The 19322-nt window shown below is 29.6% G+C and carries 13 protein-coding genes; 3 read left to right on the plus strand and 10 right to left on the minus strand.

The features are described from left to right. On the minus strand, positions 1 to 2670 hold the full coding sequence (locus ACRC03_RS19660; protein ID WP_438654308.1) for a glycoside hydrolase family 38 C-terminal domain-containing protein: 2670 nt from the start codon (positions 2668 to 2670) through the stop codon (positions 1 to 3). A 178-nt stretch (positions 2671 to 2848) separates the two neighbouring features. Next, positions 2849 to 4192 (minus strand): PTS sugar transporter subunit IIC, encoded by a 1344-nt coding sequence (locus ACRC03_RS19665; RefSeq protein WP_438654309.1) that lies wholly within the window; start codon positions 4190 to 4192, stop codon positions 2849 to 2851. 279 nt (positions 4193 to 4471) lie between these two features. On the opposite strand from ACRC03_RS19665, the gene ACRC03_RS19670 reads away from it, so the two are divergent. Beyond that, positions 4472 to 5302, plus strand: a complete 831-nt coding sequence (locus ACRC03_RS19670) for a thermonuclease family protein (protein ID WP_438654310.1) — start codon at positions 4472 to 4474, stop codon at positions 5300 to 5302. 122 nt (positions 5303 to 5424) lie between these two features. On the opposite strand, the gene pgmB is transcribed toward ACRC03_RS19670, so the two are convergent. From pgmB to ACRC03_RS19710, 8 genes are all read right to left on the minus strand, one after another. After that, the gene (gene pgmB / locus ACRC03_RS19675; protein WP_438654311.1) at positions 5425 to 6081 is read right to left on the minus strand and encodes a beta-phosphoglucomutase; all 657 of its coding nucleotides are present in this window, start codon (positions 6079 to 6081) and stop codon (positions 5425 to 5427) included. Positions 6082 to 6105: 24 nt separating this feature from the next. Continuing rightward, positions 6106 to 7107 carry a LacI family DNA-binding transcriptional regulator gene (locus ACRC03_RS19680; protein WP_438654312.1) on the minus strand — a complete coding sequence of 334 codons (1002 nt, stop codon included), beginning with the start codon at positions 7105 to 7107 and terminating at the stop codon, positions 6106 to 6108. 18 nt (positions 7108 to 7125) lie between these two features. Then, positions 7126 to 8043, minus strand: a complete 918-nt coding sequence (locus ACRC03_RS19685) for a DMT family transporter (RefSeq protein WP_438654313.1) — start codon at positions 8041 to 8043, stop codon at positions 7126 to 7128. A 72-nt stretch (positions 8044 to 8115) separates the two neighbouring features. Then, on the minus strand, positions 8116 to 10407 hold the full coding sequence (locus ACRC03_RS19690; RefSeq protein WP_438654314.1) for a glycoside hydrolase family 65 protein: 2292 nt from the start codon (positions 10405 to 10407) through the stop codon (positions 8116 to 8118). Between the two features lie 19 nt (positions 10408 to 10426). Continuing rightward, entirely contained in the window at positions 10427 to 13510 is a 3084-nt protein-coding gene (ebgA, locus tag ACRC03_RS19695) for a beta-galactosidase subunit alpha (RefSeq protein ID WP_438654315.1), read from the minus strand. Between the two features lie 19 nt (positions 13511 to 13529). Further along, positions 13530 to 14354, minus strand: coding sequence for a carbohydrate ABC transporter permease (locus ACRC03_RS19700; RefSeq protein WP_438654316.1), 825 nt, complete (start codon positions 14352 to 14354; stop codon positions 13530 to 13532). Further along, positions 14345 to 15319, minus strand: a complete 975-nt coding sequence (locus ACRC03_RS19705; protein WP_438654317.1) for a carbohydrate ABC transporter permease — start codon at positions 15317 to 15319, stop codon at positions 14345 to 14347. Before ACRC03_RS19705 ends, ACRC03_RS19700 begins: the two co-directional genes overlap by 10 nt. 55 nt (positions 15320 to 15374) lie before the next feature. Next, positions 15375 to 16604 carry an extracellular solute-binding protein gene (locus tag ACRC03_RS19710; protein ID WP_438654318.1) on the minus strand — a complete coding sequence of 410 codons (1230 nt, stop codon included), beginning with the start codon at positions 16602 to 16604 and terminating at the stop codon, positions 15375 to 15377. Between the two features lie 266 nt (positions 16605 to 16870). On the opposite strand from ACRC03_RS19710, the gene ACRC03_RS19715 reads away from it, so the two are divergent. Beyond that, a complete protein-coding gene (locus tag ACRC03_RS19715) occupies positions 16871 to 17926 on the plus strand; it encodes a hypothetical protein (protein ID WP_438654319.1) in 1056 nt (351 codons plus the stop codon). Positions 17927 to 18092: 166 nt separating this feature from the next. Beyond that, entirely contained in the window at positions 18093 to 19025 is a 933-nt protein-coding gene (locus ACRC03_RS19720) for an aldo/keto reductase (RefSeq protein ID WP_438654320.1), read from the plus strand. Positions 19026 to 19322 lie beyond the last annotated feature (297 nt).

The raw sequence follows: 19322 nt of genomic DNA on the forward strand, positions 1-19322 counted from the left end.
TTATACTGCTTTTAATATTAATGTTAAGAAAGAGTTTTTAGTTATTTTGTTAATAACTAAGTTGTTATTCTCTATTTTTAATTTTTCTATTTCTTCTTCTCTTAAAGATGCTTTGTAAGCCTCTTTTATTAAATCATTAAGTTTTATATTTATGTTTTCAACATCAAAATCGTTGCTATTTTTTATTCTTAAAACTAAGTCATTATTCTTTTCAGCTTTTTTAAGAGTCATTATTTCTACCCTTTCATCTAACTCTATTAAAGAAAACTCATCAGCTAAATTATCATTTATTTCTCTTGTGAAGTCTTTTAGATGTCTAGTCATTACTTCTACCTTTAGCTTGTTAGCTTCCTTTGATATACTTCCTATACTTACTTTGTTGTCTAAGTATAGTGAATACTGTGAAGTAACTTCTTTTAAAAGTTGTGAGCTCGGAGTATTTAGTCTATATCCTGAGGCTCTTCCTGGTCTAATTTTTAAATCTGCTTTACCAAATTTACCAACACATCTTATAAGAGTTAGTGCTATTGATTTATCATTGTATATTTCATACTCACTTGGTCCTTTTGATAAAACTGCAAATAGTTCTTTATCATGATTTAGTTTTACATAGCCTTGCATTGGATATATAGGCAACTCAAGTTCTGTTGCTCCATCTTCTAATTTTTTAAAGTCTTTAATTTCATTATCTCTAATAACACTTCCAAAATGGTCTTCGCTTAAACTTTCTTTACTTTCATATACATCCTCAAATATAGCTCTTATTATATGGTCTTTGTTGTTGTTAATAATAGTTGTTTTGAAATCTATTCTTTGACTTTCAGATTCTAATACTAGATCTGTAACTATATAAGAAGTCTCTAATTTTTCACTTCTTTCGTGGTTAATACACTCAAAAGGTGCATCTATTTTATGAACTATCTCATATTTTACAAATAAAGAGTTTGACTCTAATAAAGTTATCTCTGCCTTTGTACCTTTAGTAGTTATAACTACGTCTTTAACCGGTGGAGAATAGTTGTACTCATCTCCATCGTCACCTTTTTCTTCAAAATAAAGTACATTTTCATAAGCTACATTGTTTTTCTTATTTAGTACACTTAAAGTACCATCATCTTTTATCTTGATTTTTAAGTATTTGTTTTCTATTTCTCTATTTTTTTCATCTATGCTTAAGTCACTAGAGATGTTTAACTTAGGTGACTCGTTGTAACATATTTTTATAGCTCTATACCCCATAGGTGGTAGTATATCTGCTTTTATTTTTATTTGAACTTGCTTCATAGTCCCTTCACAAACTTCTGCTATGTCATTTAAGTTTAATAATCCATTGTATTGTTCTATTTCATTATTTATTTCTTCTAAGTTAGATAGCTTTACAAATTCTATTTCATTGTTGTTAAAGTCCTTTATAGTGAAATTATCATTCTTAACATATAAATTTACGAAAGCTAAATCCTTTCTTTTGTATGGAAGTGTGTTAAATAATATAATAGGTTGTTCATTTTCATTTAGTCCACTAAAGTTTATTTTATCTCTTAAGAATCTGAAGTTTAGCCATATCATTTCATTTATTCCATGTCTTAGATTTAATAATCTATTTTCTACAGAGTTGTTTACAGACTCTGGAGAAGATGAGTATATTGAATCATGGAACTGGTTTTTAAATAAAATCTTCCAGAAGAAATTGCTTATTGATTGGCTATAGATTCCTCCAAATAAACTATTTAAAACAGACATTGGCTCCGCTACTAAAGGCAACTTTGTTTCATAGTCCTTCATTGGATTTTTTATATCCATTCTAGTAGATGATATTCCTGCATGTATTCTTCCTAAATCAGCAGATCTTGCTTCACCTTTGTAGACTTCCATCTCACGTTTAGATATTGATTGGTCTTCTAATACATCCTCTACAAATTCTTCTGGATTTGAAATTTTTATATTGTATCCATTTTTCTCAAATTCTTCATTTACTTCACTTAATATCTCTGTTATTTCTCCTTGTGGTCTTGCATGGTCGCTTCCACCCATAAATAGTAGTTGCTTATCAAAAAATCTATTCTCAACTTTATCTATAACAGTTTGTATATCTTTTATAGCATCTTCCTTATTATTTGGAAGATATCTATAGTGTCCATATCCAAGAGGGAAATGTATAGTTAGTAGCTTTTCTCCATTAGGAGCTTCCCAAAGAAATACAGAATCTTTAGTTCTTCTATAATTAAATCCTCTCCAGGCAAATACTGCTTTCATTCCTAATTCTTTGAATATTTGTGGAGTACTCTGAATTTGTCCAAATGCATCCGGAACCCATCCAATCTCCATACAATTACCTAAGTCACTAGCTATATTAGACCCTATAACTAAGTTTCTAAGTATAGACTCTCCACTTACAAGAAATAAATCTGGCTGTATATACCAAGGACCCACAAATAATCTTTTTTCTAAAATATATTTACTTATTTTTTCTTTATTTTCAGGTCTGATTGAAATATAATCTTCAAGTGCTGCTGTTTGTCCATCAAAGGTAAAGTATTTATACTCTGGATTTTTATCTAATATATCTAATAACATGTCAAAGCTATATGTTAATCTTATTCTAAATGCGTCTGATGATCTATACCATTCTCTATCCCAATGAGTATGAGGTATATAATGTAGGTTTTTCATATTCTGTCCTCCCAATAATGATTCTTTTTTTTATATTTTTATTTTATAATTTATGAAATAGATTTCCCATTACTAGTTAAGTAATATTTTTACTTATTTTATAGAATTAAAATATTATCTGCATTAAAAATACTCCACTTATGATTTTCAAATACTTAATCACAAGTGGAGTATAATATTATAAGTTTATTATTTTGTTTACATCGCTACTATCTTCTAACTTTTTCTCATTTTGCTTTTGTAGTACTTTTACGAATGGTGCATATATCACTACATCTAATACTAATAATGCTAACATTAATAGTACTGGACTTAATTTAAATGCTCCTAATACCCAAGCATTAAGTAATACTGGTTCAACCCCTGCATTTAACACAACCATTGGTGTAACTAGTCCTGATGCTGTTGCAAAGTATGCTATTACAGCATTGATTACTGGTACAAATATAAATGGTATAAACATTATAGGATTTAATACTATTGGAAGTCCAAATATTATTGGCTCATTTATATTGAATAAACCTGGTACTAAAGATATCTTAGCTATTGCTCTTTCTGATGATTCTTTTTTGAAGATTAATAATATAGCTATTATTAATGCTAATGTAGATCCCGAACCACCTATCATTGCATATATATTACTCATAACATTTGGTGCTACTTCTGTTATAGCAGAGAAATCTTGAGTTCTAGCGTATATATCTATATGATTCATGAATACTGGTAACCATATTGCTGAGATTAATCCCCACATTATTGAGAAACCGTGAAGTCCAAAGAACCAAAGCAATTGCATAAATACTATAACTATTATTATTGCTGGTAATCCTGTTCCTATATCTGATAAAGGTGATACTATTAGTTTTGTTATCATTTCTTGTAATGATTCATATCCAATCGTCATTACTAATTCTTTAACTAGAGCAAACATAGTTATTATAATTGCCATAGGTATTATAGATTTAAATGAATTTAATATCCCTGGAGGTACTCCATCTGGTAAGTTTATTGTCATCTTAGTTTGTATTAATTTGTTGTATAAGAAGGCTGTTACTAAACCTACTATTAATCCTGTGAACATTCCTTCGTAATTGAAGAAGTTTCTAGCATAACCACTTATTATATTACCTGATTCTGGTTCTAGTATAGTTGTTGGTATTGTTGCCATGTATGCTACTAAAGCAAGTAATGCTACAATCATAGAATTTATATTATTTTCTTTTGTTTTAAGTTTTTCTGATAGGTAATATGCTGATGCCATAACAATTACTACTCCGATTAGTGCCATTGATATATCTCCAACTGTACCAAGTACATTTATTAATGAAGTTAGTAAGTTATTTTCAGCTCCCTTTGTAAAGTACTCTAATTGCATTTTTATTAGTCCTACAAATGACCCTACAACTGTAAACGGTATACTTAGTATAAACGCGTCTTTTACTGATTGTAATACTTTATTTGATGATATTTTCATTGAAATTGGTGTCATAAATTTTTCTAGAATTTCTAAAAATTTATTCATAAGTGTTCCCCCTCTTAGTTGTTATTTTACTTTATGTCTTTATTATACTTTCCATGAAAATATTTTCCCATTACAGTTTGAGTAATATTTTTACTTTTATTTATGTAAAATTATTACAAAATTTTATACTAACTATTATACATTTTACATACAATCAATACAATTTATATATTCATATAGTATTTCATAGAATATTGTCATTTATAATTTTTTGTGTTTATTCTTCTTTCGTTATAATATAATAATATGTAGCAAAATCATTATAAAAGGAGACATCTTATGAAACTAGACAATATAAAAAAATTAAAATCCTTAATACTATCAGGAGTATTAACTCTTTCCATACTATTTACTGGTTGTTCTACTCTTGACCAAGAGACAGGTACAAATTCATACTCATCACAAAATAGTGAATCTGTAAGTATTTTAGAAAATATTACTAATGTTCCTGAAGGTTCTGTAAAAGCAACTGTTGAAAGAGTTGTGGATGGAGACACTATGAAACTTAAAATATCAGATTCTGGAGAAGTAGTTACTTTAAGATTGCTATTAGTAGATACTCCAGAATCAGTAAAGAAAGGTGTAGATCCTCAGCCTTACTCTATAGAAGCATCAGATTATGCTAAAGAGGTTTTAAAAGCTGGTGATACTGTTTACATCGAATACGATGAGGGTGATAAAACAGATAAGTATGATAGACATTTAGGCTATTTATGGTTCTATTCTAATGAAGATTCTAACTGGGAAATGTACAACGAGAAAATAATCTCTAAAGGGTATGCTAGAGTTGGATTCGTATATTCTCAAAAAAGACATTTAGATAGGTTATCTAAAGCTCAGGATAAGGCTAAAGACAGTAAATTAAATATTTGGTCTGTTCCAGGGTATGTAACAAACAAAGGATATGATGTAGATGCTTATAATTCATCATCTAGTAAAAAACATTCTAGTTCTAGTTCTAGTTCTAAAACTGTTTACGCTAACAGTGGTAATTCTAATTCTGATAAGTACCATTCTAGCGCTCATGCTCATGATATGAAAAGTTCTACAAAAATGAGTGAAGACGAAGCTAAAGCATCAGGGTACGTACCTTGTGGTTTATGTTATTAATTTAATAAAAGTAAAAAGAACTGATATGGACTTTTTCCTTATCAGCTCTTTTGCAATCTTATAGCTACTCTGTATTTTCTATTATACCGTTACAGCTCTAATAAATTGGCTTTTTATATTTATTAACTTATTAAAGTTTTTATTGTTTGTATTAACTCTTTTGTACTTGATAATACCATATTTGCATGATTTAAATTAGATTCACTTCCAATTCCAATTGATAGCATATTAGATTCATTTATAGCTACTACACCAGCTTCTGAATCTTCAATTCCTATACATTCTTTAACATTTAAATCTAACATTTTAGCACATTCTAAGAATATATCTGGGCTTGGTTTTCCTCTTTCTACTTGTGATGGGTCTACTATTACATCAAAGTAATCTATTAATTGCAATTTATTTAATATAGTTGGCGCATTTTTACTTGCAGATGCCAACCCTATTTTTATGTTGCTTTCTTTTAGATAGTTTAATGTTTCTACTATATTTTCTAGTACATCATTTGGTGTTAGTCTATCTAACAAACTTACATAATACTCATTTTTAGATTTTGCTAAATCCTCTTTTTGTAAGTTATTATAATCATTTTCTTTATTTCCTCTAATAAGTATTTTTTCTAATGATTCTAGCCTAGATATTCCTTTTAAACTTTCATTAAACTCTTCATCAATATCTATACCTATTTTTATTCCTAAGTCCTTCCATGCCACATAATGATACTGTGCTGTATCAGTGATTACTCCATCTAAATCAAATATAACCCCTTTATATCTCATTCCTCTATCCCCTTAATCCTATTTTTATTCTTGTGATATTTTTGTACAGCTCTCTCTTGTAATAAGTTTAGTTGGTATAATTACAGTCTTTGATAGCTCTCTTTCTGTTATTAATCTTTCAAGCAGTGTTTCCACAGCTGTTATTCCCATAAATTCAGAATGTAATCTTATTGTTGTTAATGGTGGAAACATATACTCTGATGTACTAATATCATTAAATCCGATTATACTAATATCATTCGGTATACTAAGTCCTTCCTCTAGGATAGCCTTATAGCATCCTATTGCGATTGAGTCATTTGCAACAATTATTGCTGTTGGTAAATTTCCACTTTTGATTAGTTCTTTTGTAGATACAAATCCATAATTCGCATCGTATTTTCCCATCTTTATATATGCTTCATTATAAATTTTTTTTTCTTTCATGAATCTAGTATAGTTTATTTCTCTATAGTCCTGCATTTTGTTTCCTTTATAGTCATAGTCACAACCACCTATAAATGCAATTTTATTATGACCTAATTCAAATAAATACTCCATAGCCTTCTTTGTAGCTTTTTCAAAATCAATTACTACACAGTCAAACTTTTCATCATCAGATTTATGGTCTACAAAAATAATGGGTTTTTCACACAATTCCATATTTGCTATATCTAGTTCATCAAATGTACCTAGTGCTATTATTCCATCTATATTTTTGATATTTTTAAATTCATCTATGCTTTCTATTCTCTGTATATTTACTTTTTCTTCTTTTAATTTATTTTCTATTGCAATTCTTATCGATAAGTAATAAGTGTCTATTAATTCTTCCTCATATGAGTATGAACAATACACTCCTATATTATATTTTTTCTTACGCTTTTTCCTAACAGGTGACTCATACTTTAATTTTTCTGCTACTTCAAAAATTTTCTTTCTTGTTTCTTCTCCTATATTTAATGTTTCATCATAATTTAATGTTCTTGAAACAGTAGATATGGATACACCTACATCATTTGCTATATCTGTAATTGTTACCTTCAATATGGTCACCCCTCTTTCTTAACATTCAGATTCATATATTTTTATTTTGTCATTTTTATCTTTAATATTTTTATTTTTAAATAAGAATGATAGTTTTGTTTCTGCCATTATTATTGAGAAAAATATTAAACTACTTCCTATTATCATCTTTAGCGTTATTACTTCGTGTAATATTACTGCTGAAAGTATTGTTCCAAATATAGCTTCTGTTGATAATATTATTGCCGTTTCACTTTGTGTAGTTTTTGTTTGGCATATTGTCTGCAATAAAAATGCTATAGTCGTACTAAACACTCCTAGATAACCTACAGCTCCTAGTCCTTTTGCACTTATTATTATATCACTTTCTTTGCTGAAAATAAGCAATATTCCTGAAAGAACAAATGCTGTTATTAATTGTACTGTTGTAAGTACTATTGGGTCATTATCCTTTGCAAATTCTCCAGTAAAAAATATATGCATTGCAAACCCTACTGCACATATTAATGTTAGGAAGTCTCCTAAGTTAAATGATAAATCAGCTTCTAAAGATAATATTCCTATGCCTACAATTGCAATTATACTACTTACGATACTTATAGTATCTAACTTTCGCTTATATATTAGATATCCTATAAATGGTACTATTACAACATTTATCGCTGTAATAAATGCATTTTTTGATGGTGTTGTATATATTAACCCATAAGTTTGAAAAGAAAATGCTATGAATAAAAATATTCCTATAATTACACCCGACTTAATAGCCTTTTTATTTATATTTTTAACTTTTTTAAAAAATATAGTTACCATCAATACTGATGCTATAAAAAATCTAAGTGTCATTATTTGATTCGGAGTAAGTCCTGCATCTAATGCCATTTGACTAGCTACAAATCCACTTCCCCAAATAATCGCAACTATAAGAAGCCCTAACTTTCCTGTGTATGCTCCCAATTCATTACCTCCTTATAAAATCCTGTTTCAAATAAATACTGTGCAATATTTAATACTGCACAGTATCTACTGTTAAACTAAACACGTATTTTCGTTTAATATTTTAGTACAAACTTCATTTTCACTATTTATATTTATTTCATACTTGTTTTTGCCATGGTTTATCTTGAACTTTAAGTGCTTCCATTCTTTAGGCATTTTAGGATTAAACTTTAACTCACCTTGTCTATCTATATACATACCTGCAAATCCAAACACAACAGTCTTCCATACTCCTCCTGCATTAGCAGCATGCATACCTTCACGAGTATTTTTTTGTAAATCTTTTAAGTCTATAAATGCACCTCTTCTTAAATATCTATATGCCTTAGACTCATCATTTACTTCAAGACCCATTATAGAGTATATACTTGGGCTTAGTGATGAACCATGTAATGATCTTTTTTCATAATAATCATAGTTTATTTTCTTAGTTTCTAAGTCAAATTCATCTTTTAATAAATACATCAACATAACTACATCTGCTTGTTTTATAAATTGAGTATTTCTAATTCCTATTTCTCTTAGATTAGCCGGTCTTTTTGGCATATCATTTTCATCATATTCTTCAACTACTAAATTCATTAAGTCAAAATATCCTTCAAATTGTTCTAATAATTGAGTACCTTCTTTTCTAGGAAGATATATTTTATTTTTTGTATTCTCCCATACAGTGATCTCTGATTCATTAAATCCAATTTTTTCAGTTATTCTTTTGTAATCCTGAGGATAATCATTTTTTAGCATTTTTTCAATTTCCATAGCTAACTCTATGTTCCATTTTGCTAAATAGTTTGTATAGCAGTTGTTGTTTACAGGTTCATGCCACTCATCTGGACCAGTTACATCATTTATTTCATATCTATCAAACTCTTTATTGTATTCACATCTTGAGTTCCAGAAACGTGCTGTTTCTAATAGTATTTCTGCACCTTTTTCTAGGAAAAATTCAGTATCCCCTGTTATTTTGTAGTAGTTATATATTCCATGAGCTACTGCTGCACTTACATGGTGTTCATATTTAGCTACATAACAACGATAACAGCTTCCATCTGGTTCTATAGTCCAGTCTGGGCATTCTTCTTCTCCTGTATCTGCTGATTCCCAAGGATATTTTGCTCCTTTATAACCATTCGATAATGCATTTTTTCTAGCAGCCTCTAATAGATGATATCTATATCCTACTAGATTTTTTGCAGTATCTGGGAATACGTAAGCAAAAAATGGTAACATGAATATTTCAGTATCCCAGAAGGCATGTCCTCCATACTCTTCACCATGTAGCATTTTTGCTCCTAGATTAATATGGTCATCTTTTTCATTTCCTGTACTCATTAATTGATATATATTAAATCTAATAGCTCTATCTAATTCAAAATCACCATCTATTTCTATATTAGCCATATCCCACATTTTAGAGTATACTTCTACGTGTTTTTCAAATTCGTCTATGAAGCCTTCATTTGTAAATTCATTTAAATCATTTGCTATAGTTGATTTTAAATTGTCTAATTCAACTTCTCTTTCTGTGTAAATAGATGTAAACTTTTCTATTACTATAGTTTCATTTTCTTTAGCATCAAAGTCATTAAATTCTATTCCTACTTCTCCAAATGCATTGAAATGTCTATTTTTAATTCTATTATTTCCAGCTTCATCGTAAGCCTTCATCATACATCCTGTACCTACATGTAATCCAAAATCTCTAGTTTTAACTTCTACATATAATCCATTTTTATCAATAGATTCATTTTTAGTTAATTCAGTATGCTTTACCTTAAATCTTGGAGCATCACCAAAGTTTATTAATGAAGCATCAATAATATTTTCTATTTCAACAATTCCACTATAATTAAGAGGTGTTAAGTATAGTTTTATTCCTGTTCTATGAACATTATTTCTACTTACATATCTTATGCCCTCTATTAAAGTTTCTCTTCCATGATAATCTCTTAGTTTTACTTTTTTAACTAACATTGAGTTTTTCATGTCTAATGCTCTATGAAACTCTAATATTTCGCAGTCCTCAATTCCTATTAATTCTTTTTCTATATATAATTTTATACCTAACCAGTTTGGAAGGTTTGCTAGTTCTCTCATAAAAGTTTCTGCTTTATCAAATACTCCATTTACAAAAGTGCATGGAAGGCTATTTCTAGCCCCTTCCTCAAATGCACCTCTAGTTCCCATGTACCCATTGGCTAATCCAAATATTGTTTCGTATTTTAAATTTTCTCTATAGTTATAGTTGTCTTGGTATATAACCCAACTATCATCACTCATTATATCTTTTATTTCATTACAAAATATATCTCTAATCATCATATCTTCCCCTAAAGTATTTTTAATTTTTTTTGAATATTATCTTGCTGTTTTCTATAGGTGATAGACTATTAAGTCTTATTTCAAAATCAAATTCAAAACTTTCTATAGTAAGTTTATACTCTGGTAATTGATCTTGCCCACAGCTATTACTTCCAAGACCATTGTGCTTATAGTCTAAGTTTAACTGTACAAAATCACTTTTTTGTATTTCATGATCATGTTTAGCTTCTTCTAGTGCTTCTAAAGTATAGTTGTGTGCACTAAATTCAAATGGACTAGTTGAAGTTATAAATAGATTCTCATTTTCTCCACTTAAATTTACCCATTTATTTTCAGTTCTGTTTCCATTTTCCTGTGGATATACATATGGAGTATGCATACTTTCTACAGTAGTTTCATAAACATCAACGACACATCCTGTATTTGAATCTACATAATTTTCACCAGGACCTTTTCCATGCCACATTACATTTTCAAATTCTTTATTTAAGTCTAGCTTTATTCCTATTCTAGGAATCATGTCTGGACTATTTAAGCGAAGTTTTTGAGGATCACCACTTATTTTTAATTCTATTCTATCTGAATATATTGTATAAATGTATTGTACTTTGTATCCCCATCCTTGATTTACTGCACCTACATAATAATTAGCCACTACTTCTAAATTATTATTTTTTATAGAGTAATCAAAGTTTTCTAAATCATGACTCATCATATGTATAAAGTACTTTTCTTTCCAGTCTTTTATTTTATACATATCATTATCAATAGGAGCTCTCCAGAAGTTTAGCTTTGGTCCATTTTTAATAACTTCTTTGTCACCATGGTTTATAGTTTCTACAAATCCGTATACCTTATTGAATACTATACTCATATTGCTATTTTCAATAGTTAATCTTATTTCATCTTCATTTATATCAAATTGGTTTTCTACTACATCTACATTTATTTTTTCTATGTATAATGGTAGTTCAAATTGTTCTTTTGTTATCTCATGACCTTTGTCACTATATAAAGTTTCTTCTTTAGTTATATATCTTATATTTAAGTAGTAAGTAGTGTTCTCTTCTATCTCATCTACTTTATAGTCTATATTTATTATCTTACTTTCTCTACTATGAATATCTAAGTCTACTATTTCTCCATTAGATAAAACTTTTCCATTAGCTTTTACTTCCCATAATAGACTTATATGTGCTAAATCTAAGAAATCATATAGGTTAGTTATTTTAACTTCTCCATTTTCTAAATTTACACATTCTGTTTTTATAGGCTCTATTACTTTTTTGTATTCATTAAGTGCTGGAGATGGTGTTCTATCTGGCATTATAAGTCCATCTATACAGAAGTTACCATTGTGAGGATAATCCCCAAACTGACCTCCATATTTATAGAACTCTTTACCATCATCATTTACTTGTTTTATACCATGATCAAACCATTCCCATATAAATCCACCTTGTAATCTATCATACTTTCTAAATACATCTTGATGCTCTTTTAATCCTCCAGGACCGTTGCCCATTGCATGACCATACTCACATAGTACATGAGGTTTTTTACCTTCACAGTCTTCTCCTATTTCTATCAATCTATAGATTCTAGAGTACATTGTAGAATATACATCACTTACAACAGCATCAAAGTCACCTTCATAATGCACTAGTCTCGTTGAATCAATTTCTCTACATCTATTTGCCATAGATATAAAGTTATGACCAAATCCAGATTCATTTCCTAGCGACCACATTATTATACAAGGATGATTTTTGTCTCTTTGTACTAATCTTTCTACTCTATCAACATATGCTTTTTCCCACTTTGTATTATTACTTATCCAGTTATAATTTCCTGTTAATTCAAATCCATGACACTCAAGGTCCGCTTCACTTATTACGTATAATCCATATGCATCACATAAATCGTATAAGTAAGAGTTAGCTGGGTAATGTGATGTTCTAACTGCATTTATGTTATTTTGTTTCATTAATACAACATCATTTATCATATTTTCTTTAGATACAGTTCTTCCACCTTCTGGATCATAATCATGTCTGTTTACTCCATTTAACATAATTATTTTTCCATTTACTGTGAAGTTGCCATCCTTTATTTCTATTTTTCTAAATCCTACTCTTTGTGGTACAAGTTGTATTACTTCATTATTTTCACTATCTATTAAAGTAATTTCAAGATTGTATAAATTTGGAGCTTCTGCAGTCCATTTTAATGTATTTTCTATATATTCATTAAAAGTTATTGTTATATTATTATTTGATTTTAAATTTATATCTTTATAAGTGTCTAATATTACTTCATTTTCCTTAGTAAATAATTTAAGATTTACTTTTAAATCTTTATCTTGTACTGCTTCATTACATAAATCTAAATCTATTTTTAAGTTAGAATCTCTATAATTTTCATCTAAATCTGTTTCTATTTTTATATCTCTAATATATGTATCTGGTTGATTTACTAGTTCTACACTTCTAAATATACCACTTAGCCACCACATATCTTGGTCTTCTAAGTAAGTAGCATCTGAGAATTGATAAACTCTTACTGTTATATCATTCTCTTTTGCCTTAACAAACTTTGTAATATCAAACTCCGCTTGCATTCTACTTCCTTTGCTATATCCTACATATTCACTATTTACCCATATTTCAAAAGCACTGTCTACTCCGTGGAATCTTAATGTTGTTTTCTTATTCATCCAGTTTTCATCTAAAGTAAACTTTCTCTTATATATTCCTGTTGGGTTTTCAGTTGGTACAAATGGTGGATTTATTGGAAATGGATAATATAAATCAGTATAGTGCATTTTTCCATATCCTTCCATTTGCCAATTACTAGGAACTTTTATGTCGTCCCAATTTTCAGTATTATAATCTTTTTCATTAAACCCTTTTGGTGAAAACTGTGGAGCTTCTAAAAACATAAACTTCCACTGACCATCTAGTAATTTATATCCCTTACTTTTACTTTCATCATATGTAAAAGCTTCATCTCTATTATTGTACGAATAATATAGCGTACTTTCTTTTTTTCTATTTATATGAAGTATATCAATGTTTTCCCATAACTTTGGTTCTCTATTCATAATTCGTCTCCCTTTCTGTCTATCCTTTTACTCCCCCGCTTACACCTTCAACTATATACTTTTGTGCCATAAAGAATAATACTATTGGAGGTATTACCATCATACATGTTATAGCCATTATAGGTACTATTTGCAAACTATTTACTCCTTTAAATGATGCTAGTCCTAATGCTAGAGTATACTTAGTTCTGTCTTGTAAGAAAATTAATGGACCTAAATAGTCATTCCATACAGTTAACATATTTAATACTGCTACTAGTATCAATGGTGCTTTCATCATAGGGAAATACACCTTTGAAAATATTTGGAACGAATTCGCTCCGTCTATTTTAGCTGCTTCTTCAAAGTCCTTTGGAAGAGTCATTAAAAACTGTCTTAGTAAGAATATGTAGTATGCTGACCCAAAGAATGATGGAACTATTAATGGTTTTAAAGTATTTATCCATCCCCATGATTTGAATTGCATATATAAAGGTATCATTGTAACATCCCAAGGAATCATCATTGTAGCTAAAAGTAACATAAATAATATATTTTTACCTTTAAAATTAAATCTAGCGAATCCGTAGGCTACTAAAGAGCATGATGCTACTTGACCTAAAGTAGTTAATATTGTAATTGTTAAAGTGTTTAATAAGTATGTTGTAAATGGTTGAGACTTCCATGCTTCTACGAAATTGCTAAAGTTCCATACTGATGGCAATATTTTAGGTGGATATGTGAATGCCTCCCCTTCAGTTTTTACTGCTGTCAATACCATCCATACAAACGGAAATAAAAAGTATATTGCAATTATCGTTAAAATTATATATAAAAAGATTTTCTTTCCCTTACTTATTTGCATTTTTTTGCTCCTTTCTTCTTAGACTTATTAGTTGCAACTTCCGTTTCATAGAAAGTCCACATTGAAGATGATCTAAATATTAATGCTGTAAGTAGAAGTATTATAATAAACATAAACCATGCATTTGCACTTGCATATCCAAGTTTATGATGTTTAAATGCATTGTTGTATACGTATAGACCATAGAAATACGTAGACTTCATTGGTCCTCCACTTGTTAATAAAAGTGCCAGTGATAATTGTTGAAGTGCACTTATAGTACAAGTTATTAAATTGAATAATATTGTTGGCGATATTAATGGTAATGTTATCATGAAGAAACATCTTACACTTGATGCACCGTCTAGTTTTGCTGCTTCATAGTAAGTCTTATCTATACTTGTTATTGCTGTATAGAATATAAGCATCATTGTACCAACACCGAATGCACTTGCGATTACTATTGCAATTATTGCCCAGTTAGGGTCTTGTAGCCATTTAGGACCATCTATTCCGATTAAAGATAATAAATAGTTGAAAACTCCGTATTCTGAATTTAGTATCCATCCAAATATTATAGATATTGCAACTCCTGATACTACTGTTGGTATATAAAATATAGTTCTATATATCTTTATTCCTTTTATTGGTTGAGATATTAATAATGCCAATACTAAGGCTAAAGTTAAATTAAGAGGAACAAATATTACTGCAAACTTAAGTGTTAAAAATATTGAATCTCTAAATTGTTGATCCTCTGTGAACATCTTAATGTAATTTCCAAATCCTACAAATTCAGGACTTCCTATTACTGGCCAATCAAATCCACTCATTATTAATGAGAATATTAATGGACCACTTGTAAAAACTATAAATCCTATTATCCATGGGCTTATAAATAAGTATGGTGTTATTTTTTCTTTTAATTTACCTTTTTTCTTTTTAGTATTGTTAACTTCTAAAGTATTTTTTTCAACTGCGTTCATCTAAACACCTCTTTAATATATTTATATGGGCCATCTGATGATAGCCCATATGTATCTATTTAGCTATGCTATCTAGTGATTGTTTTGGATCTCTTAAAGTAGTTGGATTAAATATACCTTCTTGAACTGTAGATAGTTCTTCTGATATTTCAGTCCAATCTTTTACTTTAAATGATGATGGTGTATATTCTTTTGATTGCTCTAACATTGTATAGAATGGGCTGTATATTTCATTTTCTAGTAATTTTTCAGACTCTGCTACTGATTTTATTACTGGTAATTCGTATTCTATTCTTGCTTTGTTAGCATCTTCTGAAGTCCAGAACTTTATAAATTCCCATGCAGCATCTTTATTCTTACAATCTTTTGACATAGCCATTCCTGATGAACTAACTACACTTGGTGCTTTATTACCTTCTCTAAAAGTAGGTATTACAGTTGTTCCAAAGTTTAATCCTTGCTCTTCAAAGCCTGTAATTGACCATGAACCATTTATAAACATGCCTATACTACCAGCTTTCATTTCTGTCCCACCAGAACCTTCTGTAGGTAGTGCTATACCGTCTTTAGCCATTTTTTGATAAGCTTGATAAACTTCTATTGCTTCTTTAGAGTTAACGTTGCCTTTTAACTCATCATTATCCCCCAAATATGATGTACCATTGTTCCATAACATCATTTCAAAGTCATATGGATCTGGTTTTGCTGAGAATCCAAAGCCATAAGTTTTCTTTTCTTTATTAGTTAATTTTTTAGCTGTTTCTTCAAATTCTTTCCACGTCCATTCACTTGATGGATATTCAACTCCAGCTGCATCAAATATATCTTTATTATAATAAACTACATGAGTTGTATATCCTACTGGTATTCCATATGTAGACTCTTCATAAGAGTTATAATTCCATAGAGTTTCAAAGAATGAGTTCTTGTAATCTGCTCCCTCTTTTTCTATGTATGAATCTAGTGGTTCTAAAGCACCTGAGTATAATGGATAATTCCACATATACATTAAATCTGGAGTATCTCCTGCTCCCATTCCCGCAGCTAACTTAGTATCAAATTCTGAACCATAGGCTTCTAATACTACTTCTACATCATCGTGTTCTTCATTGAATTTTTTTACTAGACCTTCTTGTAGTGCTAAACTTTCTTCAGAATCCCAAGTTGCAAATCTCAATTTAGTTTTGCCGCCTGCCTCTTCATTTTTAGTGGAGCTACATCCAGCCAATAATGTCGTTGATAAGATAGCTACTGTTAATAACGAAACTACTTTTTTTAATTTCATAATAATCCCCCTCTTTTGAAAAACACTTTCTCTTTGATTTAATATTAGTATATATCTTATGTTAATGTCAATGTTTTTACTAAGTAAAAGTATATATTTTTTACTTAGTAAAAATCCATACTATTTTTATTTTTATATGCTGTAAAATAATAATTATTGTATCCAAGACTATGTCTATGATAGTAAAAGTTAATACTTTATATATACTTAATTTTTTATTTGTAATACAATTGAAATATATACATATTTTGGGAGGAACTACTATTATGAGACACGAATCAAAACTTTTTTTAGAAAACCTTATCAAGACACCTTCTCCATCTGGTAATGAAATAGAGATACAAAAACTATGGATTGATTATGTTAAATGTTTTGCCCATAAAATTGAAACTGATGTTATTGGCAATGTTATGGCATCTGTAAATCCAGACAAGCCTTTTAAGGTAATGCTTGCAGGTCATTGTGATGAAATTTCTTATATGGTTAATTACATAGATGACAACGGTTTTATATATGTGGCTAAAGCGGGAGGCATAAATCCTAAATTAGCTCTTGGAAATAAAGTTAGAATTTTGACTAAAACTAGTGTTATTAAAGGGGTTGTTGGTGTTAGAGCTGAGCATCAAGGTGGTGCTAGCGATAAAATAGAGGCCAAAGATTTGTTTATCGATTGTGGAGCTACTAGCAAAGAAGAAATAGAAAAGCTTGTTTCGATTGGCGATTATGTAATATATGACGTTGACTATGAGTATATGCTAAATGATACTTTCGTTGGACGTGGTCTAGACAATAGAACTGGTACATTTATAGTTGCCGAAGTACTTAGAAGAGTATCTGACAAAAATCCTAATGTAGCTGTTTATGCTGTAAGTACTGTAAATGAGGAAACAAATATGGGTGGGGCTTATTTTGCTGCTAGCCATATAGAGCCTACTATTGGTATAGCTTGTGATGTTTCTTTTGCAACAGATTATCCAGGGATTGATAAAACTGAAAGTGGATGTTGTACTCTTGGTAAGGGACCTATTTTATCTAAAGGCGCTCCTATAAGTTCTAAGATTAATGAAATTTTAGAAAAAGCTGCTAAAGATAATTCTATTCCTATCCAGTATGAGCTTACTCCAAGAAATACTGGTACTGATGCAGACAAGATACGATTGACTGGCAAGGGGGTTCCTGTTGCTCTTGTTTCTCTACCTCTTAGGTATATGCATGCCCCTTGTGAAACTACTAGTCTTATAGATATTGAAAATGAAATTGAATTATTGGTTCAAACTATCTTAAGTATGAGTGGTGAAGAGAATTTAAACCCACTTCAATAACTTTACGTAATAGAGGAGGTATTTTTTTCTGCTCCATTTCATTTAGTATATTATTAACTTATTTTATAGATAAACCAAACCCCTTTGATATTTGAAATGTTATTTTAGATGTTGTACTTGAAGTAATAGAATTGATAAATATAATATGTAAATATAGATATAGGAAGTGGTAATTTATATGAAAAAAATAAAATTAGGAACAACAAATCTTGAAGTACCAGCAATTATATCAGGATGTATGAGATTAAGTTCACTTAGTAAAAAAGAATTAAATCAATATTTACATACATCAATCGAAAATGGTATTAACTATTTTGATCATGCTGATATATATGCTTCTGGTAAAAGTGAAGATTTATTTGGAGAGGTGTTAAAAAAAGATTCAACATTAAAGCGTGAGCAAATGATTATTCAGTCAAAATGTGGAATACGAGATGGATTTTATGATCAATCTTCAGACTATATTATCTCCTCTGTAGATGGTATTTTAAAACGTCTACAAATAGAGTACCTTGATGTACTTTTAATTCATAGACCTGATGCTTTAGTTCAACCTGAAGAAGTAGCTAAAGCATTTGATAAACTAGAAAATAGCGGAAAAGTTAGACACTTCGGAGTATCTAATCATAAACCAATGCAGATAGAGCTTCTTAAAAAATATGTTTCGCAGTACCTTATTATTAACCAACTACAATTTAGTTTAACAACCGCCAACATGGTTACAAATGGAATTGAAGTAAATATGCATACAGATGGAGGAATAGAGAGGGATGGAAGTGTGCTTGACTATTGTCGTTTAAATGATGTAACAATACAAACATGGTCTCCATTTCAAATGCCTGATTGGAAGGGAACATTTATTGGAAATGACTCCTATACTAAATTGAATGAGGTATTAGAGAAGATGGCAAATAAATATAGTTTTACAAAAACTGCTATCGCTGCAGCATGGATTTTAAGACATCCTGCCAATATGCAGATTATAGCTGGTACTACCAATAAAGAACGTTTAAATGAAATTGTCACAGCTTGTGATATTCAGCTTTCAAGAGAAGATTGGTACGAGTTATATTTATCGTCAGGGAATCAATTACCATAATATAATCAAATAACAAAAGAGTTGGTATGAGATTTTTTCTTAGCCAACTCTTTTTCTTATTCCTTTAAATTTTATTATTCCTTTCCTGCCATATTGCTGTATATTTCATTTAATTTTGCCATTGCTTCATGAGCATTATGATGGTGGTTTATATCTGGATTTGACACACTCCCTACAGCTAAAGCAGAGGGATTCTTGGTGGCTAACGACTTAATCACACCTAAACGATATAATCAGAGGTTGTTACAAAGCCAAGCAAAATAGACGGTGTCTTCGCCACTACTACCTTAAAGTTGT

This window comes from Romboutsia sp. (assembly GCF_051659545.1).
Classification (GTDB): Bacteria; Bacillota; Clostridia; order Peptostreptococcales; family Peptostreptococcaceae; genus JBOFOR01.

Coding starts and splice junctions, on each gene's coding strand:
- ACRC03_RS19670 (WP_438654310.1), top strand. CDS start 4,472: ATGAAACTAGACAATATAAAAAAATTAAAATCCTTAATACTATCAGGA.
- pgmB (WP_438654311.1), bottom strand. CDS start 6,081: ATGAGATATAAAGGGGTTATATTTGATTTAGATGGAGTAATCACTGAT.
- ACRC03_RS19690 (WP_438654314.1), bottom strand. CDS start 10,407: ATGATGATTAGAGATATATTTTGTAATGAAATAAAAGATATAATGAGT.
- ACRC03_RS19715 (WP_438654319.1), top strand. CDS start 16,871: ATGAGACACGAATCAAAACTTTTTTTAGAAAACCTTATCAAGACACCT.
- ACRC03_RS19700 (WP_438654316.1), bottom strand. CDS start 14,354: ATGCAAATAAGTAAGGGAAAGAAAATCTTTTTATATATAATTTTAACG.
- ebgA (WP_438654315.1), bottom strand. CDS start 13,510: ATGAATAGAGAACCAAAGTTATGGGAAAACATTGATATACTTCATATA.
- ACRC03_RS19705 (WP_438654317.1), bottom strand. CDS start 15,319: ATGAACGCAGTTGAAAAAAATACTTTAGAAGTTAACAATACTAAAAAG.
- ACRC03_RS19710 (WP_438654318.1), bottom strand. CDS start 16,604: ATGAAATTAAAAAAAGTAGTTTCGTTATTAACAGTAGCTATCTTATCA.
- ACRC03_RS19660 (WP_438654308.1), bottom strand. CDS start 2,670: ATGAAAAACCTACATTATATACCTCATACTCATTGGGATAGAGAATGG.
- ACRC03_RS19665 (WP_438654309.1), bottom strand. CDS start 4,192: ATGAATAAATTTTTAGAAATTCTAGAAAAATTTATGACACCAATTTCA.